At 62.9% G+C, this 15328-nt stretch carries 14 protein-coding genes; 4 read left to right on the top strand and 10 right to left on the bottom strand.

Annotation, left to right across the window (positions count from 1 at the left end):
* Positions 1-4: 4 nt before the first annotated feature.
* The 10 genes from bacA to glpK all read right to left on the bottom strand — a co-directional run bounded on the left by bacA (position 5) and on the right by glpK (position 8667).
* Positions 5-1267, bottom strand: a complete 1263-nt coding sequence (bacA, locus tag M1D34_RS19525) for a bacteroid development protein BacA (RefSeq protein ID WP_010975957.1) — start codon at positions 1265-1267, stop codon at positions 5-7.
* Between the two features lie 152 nt (positions 1268-1419).
* A complete protein-coding gene (locus tag M1D34_RS19520) occupies positions 1420-2688 on the bottom strand; it encodes an MFS transporter (RefSeq protein WP_498783781.1) in 1269 nt (422 codons plus the stop codon).
* A gap of 300 nt (positions 2689-2988) precedes the next feature.
* Entirely contained in the window at positions 2989-3738 is a 750-nt protein-coding gene (gene map / locus M1D34_RS19515) for a type I methionyl aminopeptidase (protein WP_015242943.1), read from the bottom strand.
* A gap of 64 nt (positions 3739-3802) precedes the next feature.
* Positions 3803-4846 (bottom strand): LLM class flavin-dependent oxidoreductase, encoded by a 1044-nt coding sequence (locus M1D34_RS19510; RefSeq protein ID WP_498783779.1) that lies wholly within the window; start codon positions 4844-4846, stop codon positions 3803-3805.
* Between the two features lie 108 nt (positions 4847-4954).
* Entirely contained in the window at positions 4955-5392 is a 438-nt protein-coding gene (locus M1D34_RS19505) for a DUF1801 domain-containing protein (RefSeq protein ID WP_498783777.1), read from the bottom strand.
* A 24-nt stretch (positions 5393-5416) separates the two neighbouring features.
* Positions 5417-5884, bottom strand: coding sequence for a DUF1801 domain-containing protein (locus M1D34_RS19500; protein ID WP_010975963.1), 468 nt, complete (start codon positions 5882-5884; stop codon positions 5417-5419).
* 9 nt (positions 5885-5893) lie between these two features.
* Positions 5894-6115, bottom strand: a complete 222-nt coding sequence (locus M1D34_RS19495; RefSeq protein ID WP_003528546.1) for a hypothetical protein — start codon at positions 6113-6115, stop codon at positions 5894-5896.
* A 58-nt stretch (positions 6116-6173) separates the two neighbouring features.
* Positions 6174-6593, bottom strand: a complete 420-nt coding sequence (locus M1D34_RS19490; RefSeq protein ID WP_498783775.1) for an SRPBCC family protein — start codon at positions 6591-6593, stop codon at positions 6174-6176.
* Entirely contained in the window at positions 6590-6913 is a 324-nt protein-coding gene (locus M1D34_RS19485; protein ID WP_003528544.1) for an ArsR/SmtB family transcription factor, read from the bottom strand. Before M1D34_RS19485 ends, M1D34_RS19490 begins: the two co-directional genes overlap by 4 nt.
* A gap of 260 nt (positions 6914-7173) precedes the next feature.
* Entirely contained in the window at positions 7174-8667 is a 1494-nt protein-coding gene (glpK, locus tag M1D34_RS19480) for a glycerol kinase GlpK (protein WP_498783772.1), read from the bottom strand.
* Positions 8668-8966: 299 nt separating this feature from the next.
* Between glpK and M1D34_RS19475 the strand changes: the two genes are divergently transcribed.
* The 4 genes from M1D34_RS19475 (at position 8967) to M1D34_RS19460 (ending at position 15326) form a co-directional block, all read left to right on the top strand.
* Entirely contained in the window at positions 8967-9743 is a 777-nt protein-coding gene (locus M1D34_RS19475) for a 3-hydroxybutyrate dehydrogenase (protein WP_498783770.1), read from the top strand.
* A gap of 43 nt (positions 9744-9786) precedes the next feature.
* Entirely contained in the window at positions 9787-11274 is a 1488-nt protein-coding gene (xdhA, locus tag M1D34_RS19470) for a xanthine dehydrogenase small subunit (protein WP_498783768.1), read from the top strand.
* Between the two features lie 207 nt (positions 11275-11481).
* Complete coding sequence (xdhB, locus tag M1D34_RS19465) at positions 11482-13818, top strand: xanthine dehydrogenase molybdopterin binding subunit (protein WP_498783766.1); 2337 nt, start codon at positions 11482-11484, stop codon at positions 13816-13818.
* A gap of 608 nt (positions 13819-14426) precedes the next feature.
* Positions 14427-15326: a LysR substrate-binding domain-containing protein gene (locus M1D34_RS19460; protein ID WP_015242934.1), complete on the top strand. Its 900-nt coding sequence runs from the start codon at positions 14427-14429 to the stop codon at positions 15324-15326.
* Positions 15327-15328 lie beyond the last annotated feature (2 nt).

Genomic DNA, 15328 nt, shown 5'->3' with positions numbered 1-15328 from the left:
GCCGTTACAGAGCCAGCTCTTCCTTACCGCCAGCGTCGATGAACTGCCGGTCGATTTCCGGCAGCGGCTCGTCGACCAATACCGACTCGAAGGCTTTAAGTCGTTTGTAGATCGACAGGAGCTCGACGATCGTCGTCCAGGAATTGACGAGATACTGGAAGGACTCCCGCACCTGCCCGAACACATTCAGGACCTGGTTCATGACGCCGAGTGTGAGCTTTCCCGCCACGATTGCCGGGACCAGCACGAAAGTGCCGAAGAGATTGTCGGCCTGCAGGTAGAAAATGCGGGCAATATTGAAGTACATGTAATGGAAATACAGGCGAAAATAGTTGCGCCTGACATTGTCGAAGAGCTGTGCGAGCGTTATCGGATCGGCACGGTCTTCGTGGTCCTCGCCATAGACCAGTTCCTTCCGGTATGCGGCTTCGACGCGCTGATTGCGAAATTCCAGTCCCGGAAGCTTGATGCCGACTGCGGCCAGGAAAACCGTACCAAAGACCGACCAGAATACGGCCGCCCAGACAAGGGCGTGCGGTATCTCGCCGACAATGGGCAGGACGTTCACCTGTTCGGAAAACTTGAAGAGAACCGGGAGAAAGGCAATCAGCGTCATGATAGAGCTGACGAGACCAACACCCAGCCTCTCGACTGTGCTGGAGAAACGCATCGTGTCCTCTTGCACACGCTGCGATGCGCCTTCGACGTGGCGCAGTCTGGGCCAATGCGCGACATAAAATTCGTTCATAGCCGTGCGCCAGCGAAAGATGTAATGGCTGACGAAAAAGAGGTTGAGCACACCGACCGTCACCGCCACGAAGGCTATTCCCGAAAATCCGATCATTCCCGAATAGAGCTGCCCTGCGGTGACCGGCGCCGTACGCGCCAGCGCCTGCTGGATCAAATCATAGAAAGGGCCGTACCACGCGTTGATCGCGACGCTGACCTGAACCGAAAAATAGGTATTGAAAATGATCAGCGCCGTGCCGAGTACCGACCAATACTGCCACCGATGCGGGCTGTAGGCGAACCAGAACGCTGCGAATAACCCTGCGACCACCGCATAATAGATGTAAAACCAAAGAAAAGGGGTGGACCAGAAAACGGACACGCCGATGACGGGTTCCTGTCCTGGAGGAAGCGGCGGCAAGCCCAGGTAGGCGCCAATGTCCCGCCCCCCGGCATACCAGGCAAGGACGGCGAGCAGGCTCCAGACGGCGGAAGATATGAAAAACAGCTTCGGCTTGGGGAAGAAGGATTGGAACAAGGGACGGCACTCTCGTTTCGGGGAGGTCAAGGACTTGCCTCCTGATGCGCCGAAACTAGGGCAATTCACATTGCGCAACAATTACGGAATGCGAATGTTACTGTTATTTCATGTGGCTGCCGACGCTGTCTGCCCGGCTTAGTGAGGACCCGTCATCGTGCCAGGGCTTCATTTATCCTGCGCAATTCGGCGAGAACGACGATCCCGCAGATCATGAGAACGAAGGCCGCGACCAAGGTCGGCAAAGCATAGCTTCCGGTCCGCTCCGCGAGCCAGCCGGCGACAAGCGGCCCGACGATCTGGCCGATCCCGAAGGCGGCGGTCATGAAGGCGAGTGCCCGGCGCGGGCTTTCGGGGGCGAGTTGCCGGCCGATCTGCAGGCCATAGGCCGTGACCATCATGAAGGTGGCGCCCAGCATCAGCCCGCCGACGAGCGGCGCATAAGGCGAGGGCAAGGAGACCGTCAGCACGAGGCCGACCGCCTCGACCAGCAGGCCGATCGCATAGACGCCGGCCAGCCCGAAGCGCGGCACGGCGAAACGCCAGAGATAGACCGACAGCGCAGCGCTGACGCCGGTGATCAGCCAGGCAAGGAACTCGACGCTGTGGCCGCCGCTTGCGTCGCGCGCCATGGCGACGAGGAAGGTGGCGGTGATCACGTAGCCGAAGCCGAAAAACCCATAGGTGAGCGTCATCGCCATGAGCGGCCGCGAACGGACGAGCGGCACCTCCGGTCGGCCGCCATTGGCGGCATGACGGCTCGCCGGCAGCAGCGCGGCGACCAGGACAGTGCCCGCCAGCGCAACCAGCGCGCCCACGAACCAGTCGGCCTGCGACATCGAAAGGCCCGCGACACCTGCGAGCGGCGCAACCCAGACGGCGATAGAGGAAAGCGCGATGCCAAAACCGACGCCGCCGAAATGCACCGACGGTACGTGCTCGGACCTGGCGGCGAGCCCCTGCCCCAGCACGATCCCCGAGATGAAGATCATCGCAAAGGCGCTCGCCAGACCCGCAAGAAAGCGGATGATGGAATAGGCGAGCACCGAGGATGTAAGTCCCATGGCGGCCAGCAGCAGGGTCGTCGCGACGAGCGCCGCGAGACCGACCCCGCGTTCGCGGCCGTGCGCCCAGCCATAGCCGGCAAGTACCGCGCCTGCGAGATATCCGATGAAATTCGCCGAGGCGACCAGGCCCGCATCAGCAGGCGAAAGGCCGGTGTCGGTCATCATCGCCGGCAGAATGGGCGTATAGGAGAACCGGCCGAAGCCCATGGCTACCGCCATGGCGACCGCACCGGCGATCGCGGTCGCTGCGAGACTTCCGCTCGAGCCGCTGCCGGCGGACTCGAAGCCGCTCGGCTCTGTCGAGTGCCTCGACCCTGGTTCGCTACGGTCCTGCCGTCTCTGGAGAGTGCTCATGCCCTCTTATTGCATCGCAGCAAGAGAGCGGCAAATCATTATAATTGAACGGTTCATTGATGGAATCGAACGATCGCTAGTGACAGCGGGCGAGGGCCAAGCCACTTGTCCCTTCGCCCCGCCTGCGGGGAGAAGGTGTCGGCAGGCGGAGGGGCGGATCCCTTCGACAGGCGCCGAGGTGCGGCCCCTCATCCCGCTGCCGCGACCTTCTCCCCGTCCCTGACGGGGAGAAGGGACAAGCCTCACGGCCACCATTCCCCCTCGAGCGGCTGAGGGGCCGGTGCCTCGTTCGGACGAGCCCTAACCCGGCAGCGTCACGACCAGCGGCCCGCTGCGGGTGACGACCACCGTGTGCTCATATTGGACAGTCGGTGCGCGCGGTTCGCTGTAGAGGGTCCAGTCGTCGTCGCCGCCTTCGGCCCATTGCGCCCCCATCGACAGGAAGGGTTCGACCGTGAAGACCATGCCCTCGGTCATCCGCCGCCGCTCGGATGGGTCCGGCCAAGTTGCAATTTCGCTCGGTTCCTCGTGCAGCGACCGGCCGATGCCGTGGCTCGCCAGATTGGCGACGAGGGAATAGCGGTTCTTGCGCGCGAACTCGCCGATCGAATTCCCGATCGCGGCAAGCGACTGGCCCGGCTTGACCTGTTTCAGGCCCACCCACATCGCCCGCTTGCCGTCGCGGCAGAGCCGGTCGATCTCGGTCTTGACCGGCGGCACGGGAAAGGACGCCCCGGTATCCGCGAAGAGCCCGCCTTTCTCGGCCGAAACGTCGATATTGACGAGATCGCCCGGCTGGATCACCCGGCGGCCGGGTATGCCGTGAGCAATTTCCTCGTTGACGCTGATGCAGGTCGCGCCGGGAAAATCATAGCAAAGCTCGGGTGCCGAACGGGCGCCGGCATCCTCCAGCACCTTGCGGCCGATCGCGTCGAGCTCCGCCGTGGTGATGCCGGGTTCCAGCGCCTCGCCCATCGCCTGGAGCGCATTGGCACAAATGCGGCCGATTTCCTTCAGCCTTTCGAGGTCTTCGTCGTTGTTGAGGGTCATCGATGTCTCGCTTTCGCGGCCACTTTTAGCGCTACGACGCCGCATATGCCAGTGGCGACGCGGCTTAAGAAGCGCGCTCCTCCGCCAGCATCTCGCGTACCAGAGGCGCGACCTTGGTGCCGTAAAGTTCGATGCCGTGCAGGATCCGGTCATGCGGCATCGGACCGATCGCCATCTGCAGCAGGAAGCGGTCAATTCCGAAGAGCTTCCGATGCGCAACGATCTTCCTGGCAACCGTTTCCGGATCGCCGAGGAAGAGATTGCCCGTCGGGCTGATCGCCTGATCGAAGTGGGCGCGGTTGGTCGGCCCCCAGCCGCGTTCGCGTCCGATGCGGTTCATCACCTCGGCTTGCGGCCCATAGAACTGATCTGCAGCTTCTTGCGTGGTATCCGCGATGAAGCCGTGGACGTTGATGCTCGTCTTCAGCTTCGACGGATCCTGCCCCGAGCGGCGCGCAGCTTCGCGGTAGAGCTGGAAGAGCGGCGCAAAGCGTGCCGGTTCGCCGCCGATGATCGCCAGCGCCATCGGCACACCGAGCGCACCGGCACGCGCAACCGACTGCGGCGTGCCGCCGACCGCGATCCAGAGCGGCAGCGGGTCCTGCAACGGGCGCGGATAAACGCCGCGATCGTTGATCGGAGATCTCAGCGCACCCGACCAGGTGACCCTTTCACTATCGCGCAGCGCCAAAAGCAGATCGAGCTTTTCGGAGAAAAGCTGGTCGTAATCGTCGAGCGACTGGCCGAAGAGCGGGAATGATTCGATGAAGGAGCCACGTCCCGCCATGATCTCGGCGCGTCCGTTCGACAGGAGGTCGAGGGTGGCGAATTGCTGGAAGACGCGGACGGGATCGTCGGAGCTCAACACCGTCACCGCGCTTGTCAGCCGGATGCGGCTGGTGCGCGCGGCAGCCGCCGCGAGGATCACTGCGGGTGCCGACGCCGCATAGTCCGGCCGGTGATGCTCGCCGAGGCCGAAAACGTCGAGGCCCACCTGATCGGCAAGCTCGATCTCCTCCAGGAGATCGGCAAGACGCCGGCGCCCCTCGGCTCCCTTGTCGGCTGCATTCGGATCGACGTCGGCGAATGTATAGAGTCCGAGTTCCATGGCTGGCTTCCTGCGAGATCTAGCGTTGCGCTAGAGATAATCGGCGCAGGACCAGGCCGCAAATGCGCCTTTGGGAAACGCACTGTTTCCGGCCGACGTCCATCGGAGTCAGGCGCTCTTCGGCTTCCCTCGCGAACGGGCGCTTGTGCGTGCTGACGTATTCAGCGCCACCGCGGCACGAATGAGCGCGATGAACGCCTCTTCGTCGATCTCCTCGCCCTCATGAAAATCGATGGCACGCCGCGTATTGCCTTCCAGGCTGGAGTTGAAAAGGCCTGAAGGGTCTTCCAGCGAGGCACCTTTGGCGAAGGTCGTCTTCACGACCGCCTTGTAGACCTCGCCGGTGCAGATTATCCCGGCGTGTTCCCACACAGGGACGCCTCTCCACTTCACTTCCTCGATCACTTCCGGGTCGGCCTGCCGGATGAGTTTCCGGATCCGGGCGAGCGTCTCGCCGCGCCAATCGTCAAGCGCATCGATTTTCGCATCGATCAGTTTGGAGGGAGACGCTTCTTCTCCGTTCGAACCGCTGGTCCTGTTGTCCATTGCCGTCACTTTCCTGATGGTCGCTCACATACGTTCGCCGGGCAATCGGCTGGCCTGCCTGACCCAGGCGGAGAATTGAGCTTCGTCGAGCTGGCCCTCGTAAATGTCGAGGTAACGTACTTCCGGATATTTGGACTTGCCGGCCGGGACTGGATCGAGCGCAGCGCCGCGGAAGAACGTCACCTTGATGTATTTGGTGAAGCAATGAAAGCTGAGGAACCAGGCATCGTCTTCGACGCCGTAGAAAGGCGAGTTCCACTTGACCGCCTTGTGCACGCCGGGAACGGCCTCCACAATCAGAGCATCGAGGCGGCGCCCGACATCGCTCTTCCAGCCCGGCATGGCCGTGATGTAGGCCTGCACGGGGGCGTCGCCATAGCCCTTCGCGATCTGCGGGTTGCCGCCCGAGAGCAGGGTCGGCTGTCCCGAGGCCGGCTTGGCGGCCGCCTTCTTTGCAACATTCTCGCTCTTCACCGGGGTCTTGCTGGCCATCTCTTCACCTCACTGCGCCGCGGGCCTGCCGCTGCGCCACCTCGCGGCATAGGGTAGCACGAACATATAGAGGCCGGTGAAAAGCAGCAGGAAGAGCGGGAGCAGCGGGGAATAGACCACCCATGCAGGAGGTTCTCCCAATCCCATGGCGGCGAAGTTGGCGATGACGGTTACCGTGAAGACGATGGATAACCACCGGTGGATCTGACGTATCCAGGCGTTCCAATCCATTGAATGATCTCCCATTGACATGAAGCGAGCCCGCCCCGACCGGCCCGGCAGGCGGGTTTCAGTTCAAACCCGCGAGAACGCGCTCCAGATTTTCGAAGAACTGCTGCCATCCGGCCTTGGCGCCGCCATAGGCCTGTCGCTGATCCGGCCGGAATCCAACCTGCTCCATGCGCAACTGGGTTCCGGTGCTTGTCGGGACGAGGGTGAAGGTCACCACGCTCTTCAAGTCGTAGGCCGGATCCTCATGGGCGAAATTCCAGGCGTAGCTCAGTCTTTTGTTCAGCTCCACGACGAGGACCTCGCAGTCCAACACGCCACCCCACTCACCGCGCAGGTTGAAACGGTGCCCGACGACAGGACTGAAGTCGTTCTTCATCAGCCACTCCTCCATCAGGTGTGGTTGGGTGAGCGCGCGCCAGATCTTCTCCGGCGGATGAGCGATCTCCCGCTCGACGACGACGGAACGTGTTTCGTTCATTGGTCCATCCTTTTCAGTAGATCTTCGAGATCGTCGAAGCGGCTCTGCCAGAACCCGGCCATCTCACGCGTCCAGTCGACCAGCGGCGCGAGCGCACCGAGTTGCGCGCTATAATAGGTGTGGCGGCCTTCGTGGCGGTCGCGCACCAATCCAGCCTGCTTCAGGACGCCGAGATGCTTGGAGACGACCGGCTGCGAGACACCGGCGCGAGCCGTCAGAGCCCCGACCGTCCTCTCCCCTTCGCGGCACAGCCGCTCGAAGAGAGCCCGCCGAGTCGGATCGGCAAGCGTTCTGAAGAGCATGTCGTGCGCGTCGGACATTTGGGACATATACCCGGTTGACTATGGGTTGATGTATAGTCAACGAGCTATGAATCAGTCAAGGGGAAACTTGGGTGGACATGACGACGCGCAAAGGTCGCGGACGGCAGCACGCGCAGAGCGCGGGCTCCCATATATTTCCATGGATATGGGTCCGGGCGTGTGTTTCCTTCCCTTATCCCTGTGCTTGTCACAGGAATGAGGATCGTTGGGAAGGGCTTCTGCCGCAGCGCTGAAGCGCAACGTGGAAGGTTCAACACTCAGGCAGCAATCAACGTCCGCTTGACTGCGCTGCGCCAGCCCTTGAGCTTCACCTTGCGCGTGGCCTCGTCCATATGCGGCTCGAAGCGGCGGTCGCGGGCCCAGGACTTGGCGAACGCCTCCTGGTTTGGCCAGACGCCGGCGCGGCTGCCGGCAAGCCAGGCGACGCCGAGCGCGGTGGTTTCGAGGATGACCGGGCGGTCGACCGGAGCGTCGAGCAGGTCCGACAGGCGCTGCATCGTCCAGTCTGAGGCGACCATGCCGCCATCGACGCGCAGGACCGTGTCATTGCCGTTGCGGCGCCAATCCTTGTGCATGGCCTCGAGCAGGTCGCGGGTCTGGTAGCAGACGGCCTCGAGTGCCGCCCGCGCGAACTCTGCCGGGCCGGTATTGCGCGTCATGCCGAAGATCGCGCCCCGCGCATCCGGATCCCAATGGGGCGCTCCGAGGCCGGTGAAGGCCGGCACGAGATAGACCTCCTGCGAGGGATCGGCGCTCTCGGCGAGCGAGCCCGTATCGGGCGCCGCCTTGATCACCTTGAGCCCGTCGCGCAACCATTGCACGGCAGCACCGGCCACGAAGATCGAGCCTTCGAGCGCATAGGTCGTTTCGCCGTCGAAGCGGTAGGCAATGGTGGTCAGAAGGCGGTTCTTCGAGCGGACCATGTCCTTGCCGGTGTTGAGCAAGGCGAAGCAGCCCGTACCGTAGGTCGATTTCAGCATGCCCGGCTTGAAACAGGCTTGACCGATCGTTGCCGCCTGCTGGTCGCCGGCAACGCCGAGGATCGGGATCGCCGCGCCGAAGAGAGACGGATCCGTGACGCCGAAGTCGGCCGCGCAGTCCTTCACTTCCGGCAGCATCTCCTTCGGCACGCGCAGGATCTCGGTGAGCTCGTCGTCCCAGGCATTCTCGGCGATATTGTATAGGAGGGTGCGCGAGGCATTCGTCGCGTCGGTGCAGAAGCACTTGCCGCCCGTCAGCCGCCAGATCAGGAAGGTGTCGATGGTGCCGAAGCAGAGTTCGCCTTTGGCTGCGCGCGCCTGCGCGCCCTTCACATTGGAAAGCAGCCAGTTGAGCTTCGTTCCCGAAAAATAGGGATCGAGCAGCAGACCGGTCTTCTTCACGAAGGTCTTTTCCAGTCCCTTCTTCTTGAGCTTGTCGCAGAAGGCGGCAGTGCGGCGGTCCTGCCAGACGATGGCATTGTGGATCGGCTTGCCGGTCTCGCGATCCCAGACGACAACCGTCTCCCGCTGGTTGGTGATGCCGATCGCGGCAATATCGTTCGCGGTGATGCCGGACTTCTCGATCGCTTCCTTGACCGTGCTGACGACCGTCTGCCAGATCTCCTCCGGATCGTGCTCCACCCAGCCTGACTTCGGAAAGTGCTGCTTGAACTCTTTCTGCCCGACGCCCGCGATTTTCTGGTTGCCGTCGAAAACGATCGCGCGCGTGGACGTCGTGCCCTGATCGATCGCGAGAATATATCCGCCCATATGCCCCTCCTCGGCACGCGATTGAAAGGACCGACCGGAATGCGAGCGGAAGCCCGCATACGCTTTCCTCACTCCGCCCCTCTCGCCCTTCCTCGAGGGCGACATTCGAACGACTTCAATACGATAGAAAAACGAATGTCAAACGAAAACAAAACGCAATTTTCGCTAGGCGCTCCCGCGGATACGGACTCTGCTTTGCCGGGCGGAAAAACACAATTGTCACTGCCGCGCATTTGCGCGTAGGCTGACGCTGTTGCGTCGCAAAAGACCTGTGCGGCATCAGGACGGAGAGAGCGGGAATGACCAAGACTGCGGTGATAACGGGTTCCACGAGCGGCATCGGATTGGCGATCGCCCGGACCCTGGCGAAGACCGGTGCCAATATCGTCCTGAACGGCTTCGGTGCGCCGGACGAGATCAGGACCGTCACGGACGAAGTCGCAGGCCTGAGCTCCGGTACGGTGCTTCATCACCCGGCCGACATGACCAAGCCCTCCGAAATCGCCGGCATGATGGCGATGGTTGCCGATCGCTTCGGCGGCGCCGATATCCTCGTCAACAATGCCGGCGTGCAGTTCGTTGAAAAGATCGAGGATTTTCCGGTCGAGCAATGGGACCGGATCATCGCCGTCAATCTCTCCGCTTCCTTTCACACCATTCGTGGCGCCATTCCGCCGATGAAGAAGAAGGGCTGGGGCCGGATCATCAATATCGCGTCCGCTCATGGCCTCGTGGCCTCCCCCTTCAAGTCCGCCTATGTCGCCGCCAAGCATGGTATCATGGGGTTGACGAAGACCGTGGCGCTGGAGGTGGCGGAGAGCGGTATCACCGTGAACTCGATCTGCCCCGGCTACGTTCTGACGCCGCTCGTCGAAAAGCAGATACCGGATCAGGCGAGAACGCGCGGCATCACCGAGGAGCAGGTGATCAACGAGGTGATGCTCAAGGGACAGCCGACGAAAAAGTTCATCACCGTCGAACAGGTTGCCTCCCTGGCGCTTTATCTTGCAGGCGACGATGCCGCCCAGATCACCGGGACGCATGTCTCGATGGATGGCGGCTGGACGGCGCAGTAGCCGACGACTGAGGGAGAAGCCGGTTGAGGGACAAGGAAGTGGCATGGCACAGGCATCCGACAGCATCCGCTTCATCCTGAACGACTCCGAGATCGCCCTTTCCGACGTCGCGCCGACCTCGACGCTGCTCGATTTCCTGAGGCTGGAGCGCCGCCTCACCGGCACCAAGGAAGGCTGCGCGGAAGGCGACTGCGGCGCCTGCACGGTGCTCGTGGGCCGGCTCGCCGAGGATGCCAGCGGAGCGAAAAAACTCGTCTATGAAAGCGTCAACGCCTGCATCCGCTTCACAGGCTCGCTGAATGCCACCCATGTGGTGACGGTCGAGCACCTGGCTGCCGCAGACGGCACATTGCATCCGGTGCAGCAGGCACTGGTGGATTTTCACGGCTCCCAATGCGGCTTCTGCACTCCGGGGATCGTGATGTCGCTTTACGGGCTCTGGCTTGCCGATGAAAACCCGAGCCGCGCGGCGATAGAAAAGGCGCTGCAGGGCAATCTCTGTCGCTGCACCGGCTACGAACCGATCGTGCGCGCGGCGGAGGCTGCGGCCGCGGAGCGCCCGGCCGCTCTCATCGACCCGGTCACCCGCACGCGGGAAGCGGTTACGGCGCGCCTTCATGCGATGGGGCAGACGGAGACGATCGTTGTCCGCAGCGGCGCGGACTGTCTGATCGTACCCGTCGACGCTGCGGACCTGGCAGGTGTTCTCGCTGATCATCCAGGCGCGACGATCGTCGCCGGTTGCACCGATGTCGGGCTCTGGGTGACGAAGCAGATGCGCTCGGTCAATCCGGTGGTCTTCATCAATGGCATTGCCGAACTGCAGCGGATCGAAAGCTCGACAGCAGGCCTGACGATCGGTGCAGGCGTCAGCTATACGGCGGCGCACGAGGCCCTGTCTTCAGCCTATCCGTCATTCGGCCGGCTGCTCGACCGCATCGGCGGCGACCAGGTGCGCAACATGGGCACGATCGGCGGCAATATCGCCAATGGCTCGCCGATCGGCGACAGCCCGCCGCCCCTGATCGTTCTCGGCGCGACGGTTACCCTGCGCTCGAAGGACGGCCAGCGGACGCTGCCGCTCGAGGATTTCTTCATCGCCTATGGCAAGCAGGATCGCAGGCCCGGTGAATTCGTCGAGAGCCTCTTCGTCCCGGCTCTGCCCGCGGACGAGCGCTTTGCCGCCTACAAGATCTCGAAGCGCCGCGACGAGGACATTTCCGCCCTGCTCGGCGCCTTCCGCATCTCGCTTGACGGCGACCGGGTGAAAACCGCACGGATAGCCTTCGGCGGTATGGCGGCAACTCCAAAGCGGGCGAAGACCGTCGAAGCAGCGCTGATCGGTCAGGCCTGGACGGAGGAGACGGTCCGTACTGCGCAGGCCGCCTTCGAGACCGACTATCAGCCGATCACCGACTGGCGGGCCACCGGTGCCTATCGCATGCTTGCGGCAAAAAACCTGCTGATGCGCTTCTTCCTCGAGAGCATCGGAGAGACGGTGCAGTTGCAGCGGTTCGAGGAAGTGGCATGAGCACCTGTCGCGATATTGGCGGATCGGAATTGCCCCTGACCGGTTGGCTTGCGGGAAGAGGGGACGAGTACGCCGCTTCCTTCCTCCCAGTCGACGAACGGGCTCGCAGAGAGGACGAGCGCGCACCGCTTATCCCTTCGCCCCGCCTGCGGGGAGGAGGTGCCGGCAGGCGGATGAGGGGCAAATTCCTCGTCAGGAGGCTCCGGCATGGATAAGTCCACCCTGGAAAGCCGCGCCACAATCACCGGACCGATGCACGCACCGCTCCGTCACGACAGCGCCCACAAGCATGTGGCGGGCACCGCCGATTATATCGACGATATGCCGGAACCCGCCGGCACCCTGCATGGCGCGCTCGGCCTCACGGACCGGGCGCATGCGGAAATCCTGGAGATGGACCTCGCCGCCGTCGCCGCCGTGCCCGGCGTCGTCTGCGTGCTCACGGCCAGGGACATGCCGCATTCCAACGACATCAGCCCCACCCATCTGCACGACGAGCCGGTGCTTGCCGACGGGCGGGTGGAGTTCCATGGCCAGCCGGCCTTCGCGGTCATCGCCGAAACGCGCGACGTCGCCCGCCGCGCCGCGCGGCTCGCCAGGATGACCTATCGTGACTTCCTGCCGGCGATCGATGTCATCGATGCCGTGGCAACCGGCGGCGAGCTGGTGACCCCGCCGCTGACGCTCGAGCGCGGCGACGCCGAAGGCGAGCTCGAGCGGGCGCCTCGCCGCATCCAGGGGCACATGCGAATCGGTGGCCAGGAGCACTTCTATCTGGAAGGCCATATCGCGCTCGCGATTCCCGGCGAGGATGACGAAATGACCGTCTGGGTATCGACGCAGCATCCGAGCGAAGTCCAGCGTATGGTCGCGCAGGTGCTCGGCGTTCCCTCCAACGCCATCACGGTGAATGTCCGCCGCATGGGCGGCGGCTTCGGCGGCAAGGAAACGCAGGGCAACCAGTTTGCGGCACTCGCCGCCGTCGCCGCGCGCAAGCTTCGCCGCGCCGTCAAGTTCCGCCCGGACCGGGACGACGACATGACCGCCACCGGCAAGCGGCACGATTTCCTGGTAAATTACGATGTCGGCTTCGACGAGGAGGGACGCATCCGGGCGGTCCAGGCGAATTATGCCGCGCGATGCGGTTTCTCCGCCGATCTCTCCGGCCCGGTCACCGACCGCGCCCTTTTCCATGCGGACAACGCCTACTTCTATCCGCATGTGAAGCTCACCTCTCAACCGCTTAAGACCAATACGGTTTCCAACACGGCCTTTCGCGGCTTCGGCGGGCCGCAGGGCATGCTCGGCGGCGAGCGGATCATCGAGGAGATCGCTTACGCGCTCGGGAAGGACCCGCTCGAAATCCGCAAGCTGAACTTCTATGGCGACGCGCATTCCGGCCGCAACGTCACGCCCTATCACCAGAAGATCGAAGACAACATCATCGGCCGGATCGTCGATGAGTTGGAAGCGAGCGCCGACTATCAGGCGCGCCGGGCGGCGATCATCGAATTCAACAGGTCGAGCCGGGTGATCCGCAAGGGGATTGCATTGACGCCGGTGAAGTTCGGCATCTCCTTCACCCTCACCCACCTCAACCAGGCCGGCGCCCTCGTCCACATCTACACGGACGGCTCGGTTCACCTCAACCACGGCGGCACCGAGATGGGCCAGGGCGTCTATACGAAAGTGGCGCAGGTCCTTGCAGACAGTTTCCAGATCGATATCGACCGGGTGAAAATAACCGCGACGACGACCGGCAAGGTGCCGAATACGTCTGCGACAGCCGCCTCCTCCGGCTCCGACCTCAACGGCATGGCCGCCTTCGATGCCGCGCGTCAGATCAAGGAGCGGCTCGTCGCCTTTGCGGCCGAGCGTTGGCAGACGACGGCCGAGAACGTCACCTTCATGGCCAATCATGTCCGGATCGGCGACGATCTCGTGCCCTTTGCGCAGTTCGTGCAGGAGGCCTACGGTGCACGTGTCCAGCTCTCCGCCGCCGGCTTCTATGCGACGCCTGGCATCCATTGGGATCGGGCCGCCGGCCGCGGCACGCCCTTCTACTACTTTGCCTATGGCGCGGCCGTTTCCGAGGTCTCGATCGATACGCTGACAGGCGAATACATGGTCGATCGCGTCGACGTGCTGCACGACGTCGGCCGTTCCCTCAACCCGGCGATCGATCTCGGCCAGATCGAGGGCGGCTTCGTTCAGGGCATGGGCTGGCTCACGACGGAAGAGCTCTGGTGGGATGAGAAGGGGCGCCTGAGGACGCATGCGCCCTCGACCTACAAGATACCCCTTGCCTCGGATCGGCCGAAGATCTTCAACGTGCGCCTGGCCGAATGGTCGGAAAACGCCGAAGAGACGATCGGCAGATCGAAGGCCGTGGGAGAGCCGCCCCTCATGCTGCCGATTTCGGTGGTCGAGGCCCTGTCGATGGCCGTCGCCAGCGTCGCCGGCTATCGCGAGTGCCCCCGGCTCGATACGCCGGCAACGCCCGAACGTGTCCTGATGGCGGTGGAACGGCTTAGAGCGGGATGAGGAAAAGTGTGCGCGGTTTTCCGCCCGCATCCGGGCTAGGGCCCGTTGAGATTCATCTTGAGTTTATGACGGCTGCTGCGAGATGGAAGACTGCAATCTCTCCTCACCCTCATCTCTGTGCTCGTCACAGATGAGAGCAGCGCCGCGTCTGCGGCGCGGGATGAGTTCTTTCAGCCCAAGGACTTGGTCTGGCTGGATCCCTGTGACGAGCACAGGGATGAGGAGATCAAACAAGCCACAGCGGGTATCCCGAATCTCAACAGGCCTTGAACTGTAGCGAACAGTTCGAATGAACAGCCCCTCTACCGCAGCATGTCGTCGTCCTGCCGTGCCATGCGGCCGTCGAGTAACCCCAAGTCCTTTTTCATGTATTCGGATGTGGATTCAAGGTCGAGGCTTAAGCTCCGGCCTCTTATGCGGCGCAGTGCCGAAGCGGCAAACCGGATGATCCCGTTCACTGGGAGAATCGGCTTTCTTTCAGTATATTCCAATGTATCGCAAGACATCTGAACACCTTTGGCAAGCGGTGAAGTTGACTTGCAGCATGCCCCGATAGATGCTCGGATTCCAATCGAACATCCGTCTGTATGCATCAAGAGAACTTATCCATGAAGATGTCGAAGCAGTTCCCGCTGAATGCGCTGAGGGTCTTCGAAGCCGCAGCCCGGCTCGGCAGCTTCACCAAGGCCGGCAACGAGCTCGGCATGACCCAGACGGCCGTCAGCTACCAGATCAAACTCATCGAAGAGAGCGTCGGCGAGCCGCTGTTCCTGAGGCGTCCCCGCCAGATTGCACTGACCGAAGTCGGCCAACGTCTGGCGCCGAAGGTGACGGAAGCCTTCGAACTGATGCAGGAGGCGGTCGCCTCCGCGCGCGGCGATGCAGCGTCCACCCTGCTCATCAGTTCGACCGCGACCTTCGCCTCGCAATGGCTCGCCCGCCATATCGGCACGTTCCAACTCGCCCAGCCCAACATGGCCGTCCGGCTGTCGGCGAATGATGCGATGATCGATTTCAGCAAAGAGGCAGTGGACGTGGCAATCCGGTCCGGGTTGGGCGTTTGGCCGGGTCTCGTCAGCCATCGACTGATGAAAGTAGAATTTACGCCAATGCTCAGTCCCGCGCTCGCCTCGACGATCGGCGGCGTGAATGAACCGCGGGACCTCCTGAAGCTCCGCATCATCGACCCTCAAGACCGCTGGTGGCCGCTGTGGTTTCGCGCTGCCGGCGTCCGCGACGCGGACCTCGACGGTCGGGTTCCGACACGGCTCGGCGCCCAGTCCTTCGAGGCAGGCGCCGCAATCGCCGGGCAAGGCGTTGCGATCCTCACTCCTCAATTCTATACCGATGACGTCGCGCTCGGTCGGCTTTATCAACCCTTCGATTTGCGCGGCAGCGATGGCCACGACTATTGGCTGGTCTATCCGCATGCCCGACGCAACGTCCCGAAGATCCGCAATTTTCGCGACTGGATTCTTTCAGAGTTCAATCAGGATTGCGGCGCCTAAGC

This window comes from Ensifer sp. D2-11, from assembly GCF_054161295.1.
Note: the sequence above shows the minus strand (reverse complement) of the source record. Positions and strands in the feature narration are given on the sequence as shown.

Bases quoted from the DNA above. Each gene is read 5' to 3' on its own strand.
- M1D34_RS19520 (WP_498783781.1), bottom strand. From the start codon at position 2,688: ATGAGCACTCTCCAGAGACGGCAGGACCGTAGCGAACCAGGGTCGAGG.
- map (WP_015242943.1), bottom strand. From the start codon at position 3,738: ATGACCCTCAACAACGACGAAGACCTCGAAAGGCTGAAGGAAATCGGC.
- M1D34_RS19510 (WP_498783779.1), bottom strand. From the start codon at position 4,846: ATGGAACTCGGACTCTATACATTCGCCGACGTCGATCCGAATGCAGCC.
- M1D34_RS19505 (WP_498783777.1), bottom strand. From the start codon at position 5,392: ATGGACAACAGGACCAGCGGTTCGAACGGAGAAGAAGCGTCTCCCTCC.
- M1D34_RS19500 (WP_010975963.1), bottom strand. From the start codon at position 5,884: ATGGCCAGCAAGACCCCGGTGAAGAGCGAGAATGTTGCAAAGAAGGCG.
- M1D34_RS19495 (WP_003528546.1), bottom strand. From the start codon at position 6,115: ATGGATTGGAACGCCTGGATACGTCAGATCCACCGGTGGTTATCCATC.
- M1D34_RS19490 (WP_498783775.1), bottom strand. From the start codon at position 6,593: ATGAACGAAACACGTTCCGTCGTCGTCGAGCGGGAGATCGCTCATCCG.
- M1D34_RS19485 (WP_003528544.1), bottom strand. From the start codon at position 6,913: ATGTCCGACGCGCACGACATGCTCTTCAGAACGCTTGCCGATCCGACT.
- glpK (WP_498783772.1), bottom strand. From the start codon at position 8,667: ATGGGCGGATATATTCTCGCGATCGATCAGGGCACGACGTCCACGCGC.
- M1D34_RS19475 (WP_498783770.1), top strand. From the start codon at position 8,967: ATGACCAAGACTGCGGTGATAACGGGTTCCACGAGCGGCATCGGATTG.
- xdhA (WP_498783768.1), top strand. From the start codon at position 9,787: ATGGCACAGGCATCCGACAGCATCCGCTTCATCCTGAACGACTCCGAG.
- xdhB (WP_498783766.1), top strand. From the start codon at position 11,482: ATGGATAAGTCCACCCTGGAAAGCCGCGCCACAATCACCGGACCGATG.
- M1D34_RS19460 (WP_015242934.1), top strand. From the start codon at position 14,427: ATGAAGATGTCGAAGCAGTTCCCGCTGAATGCGCTGAGGGTCTTCGAA.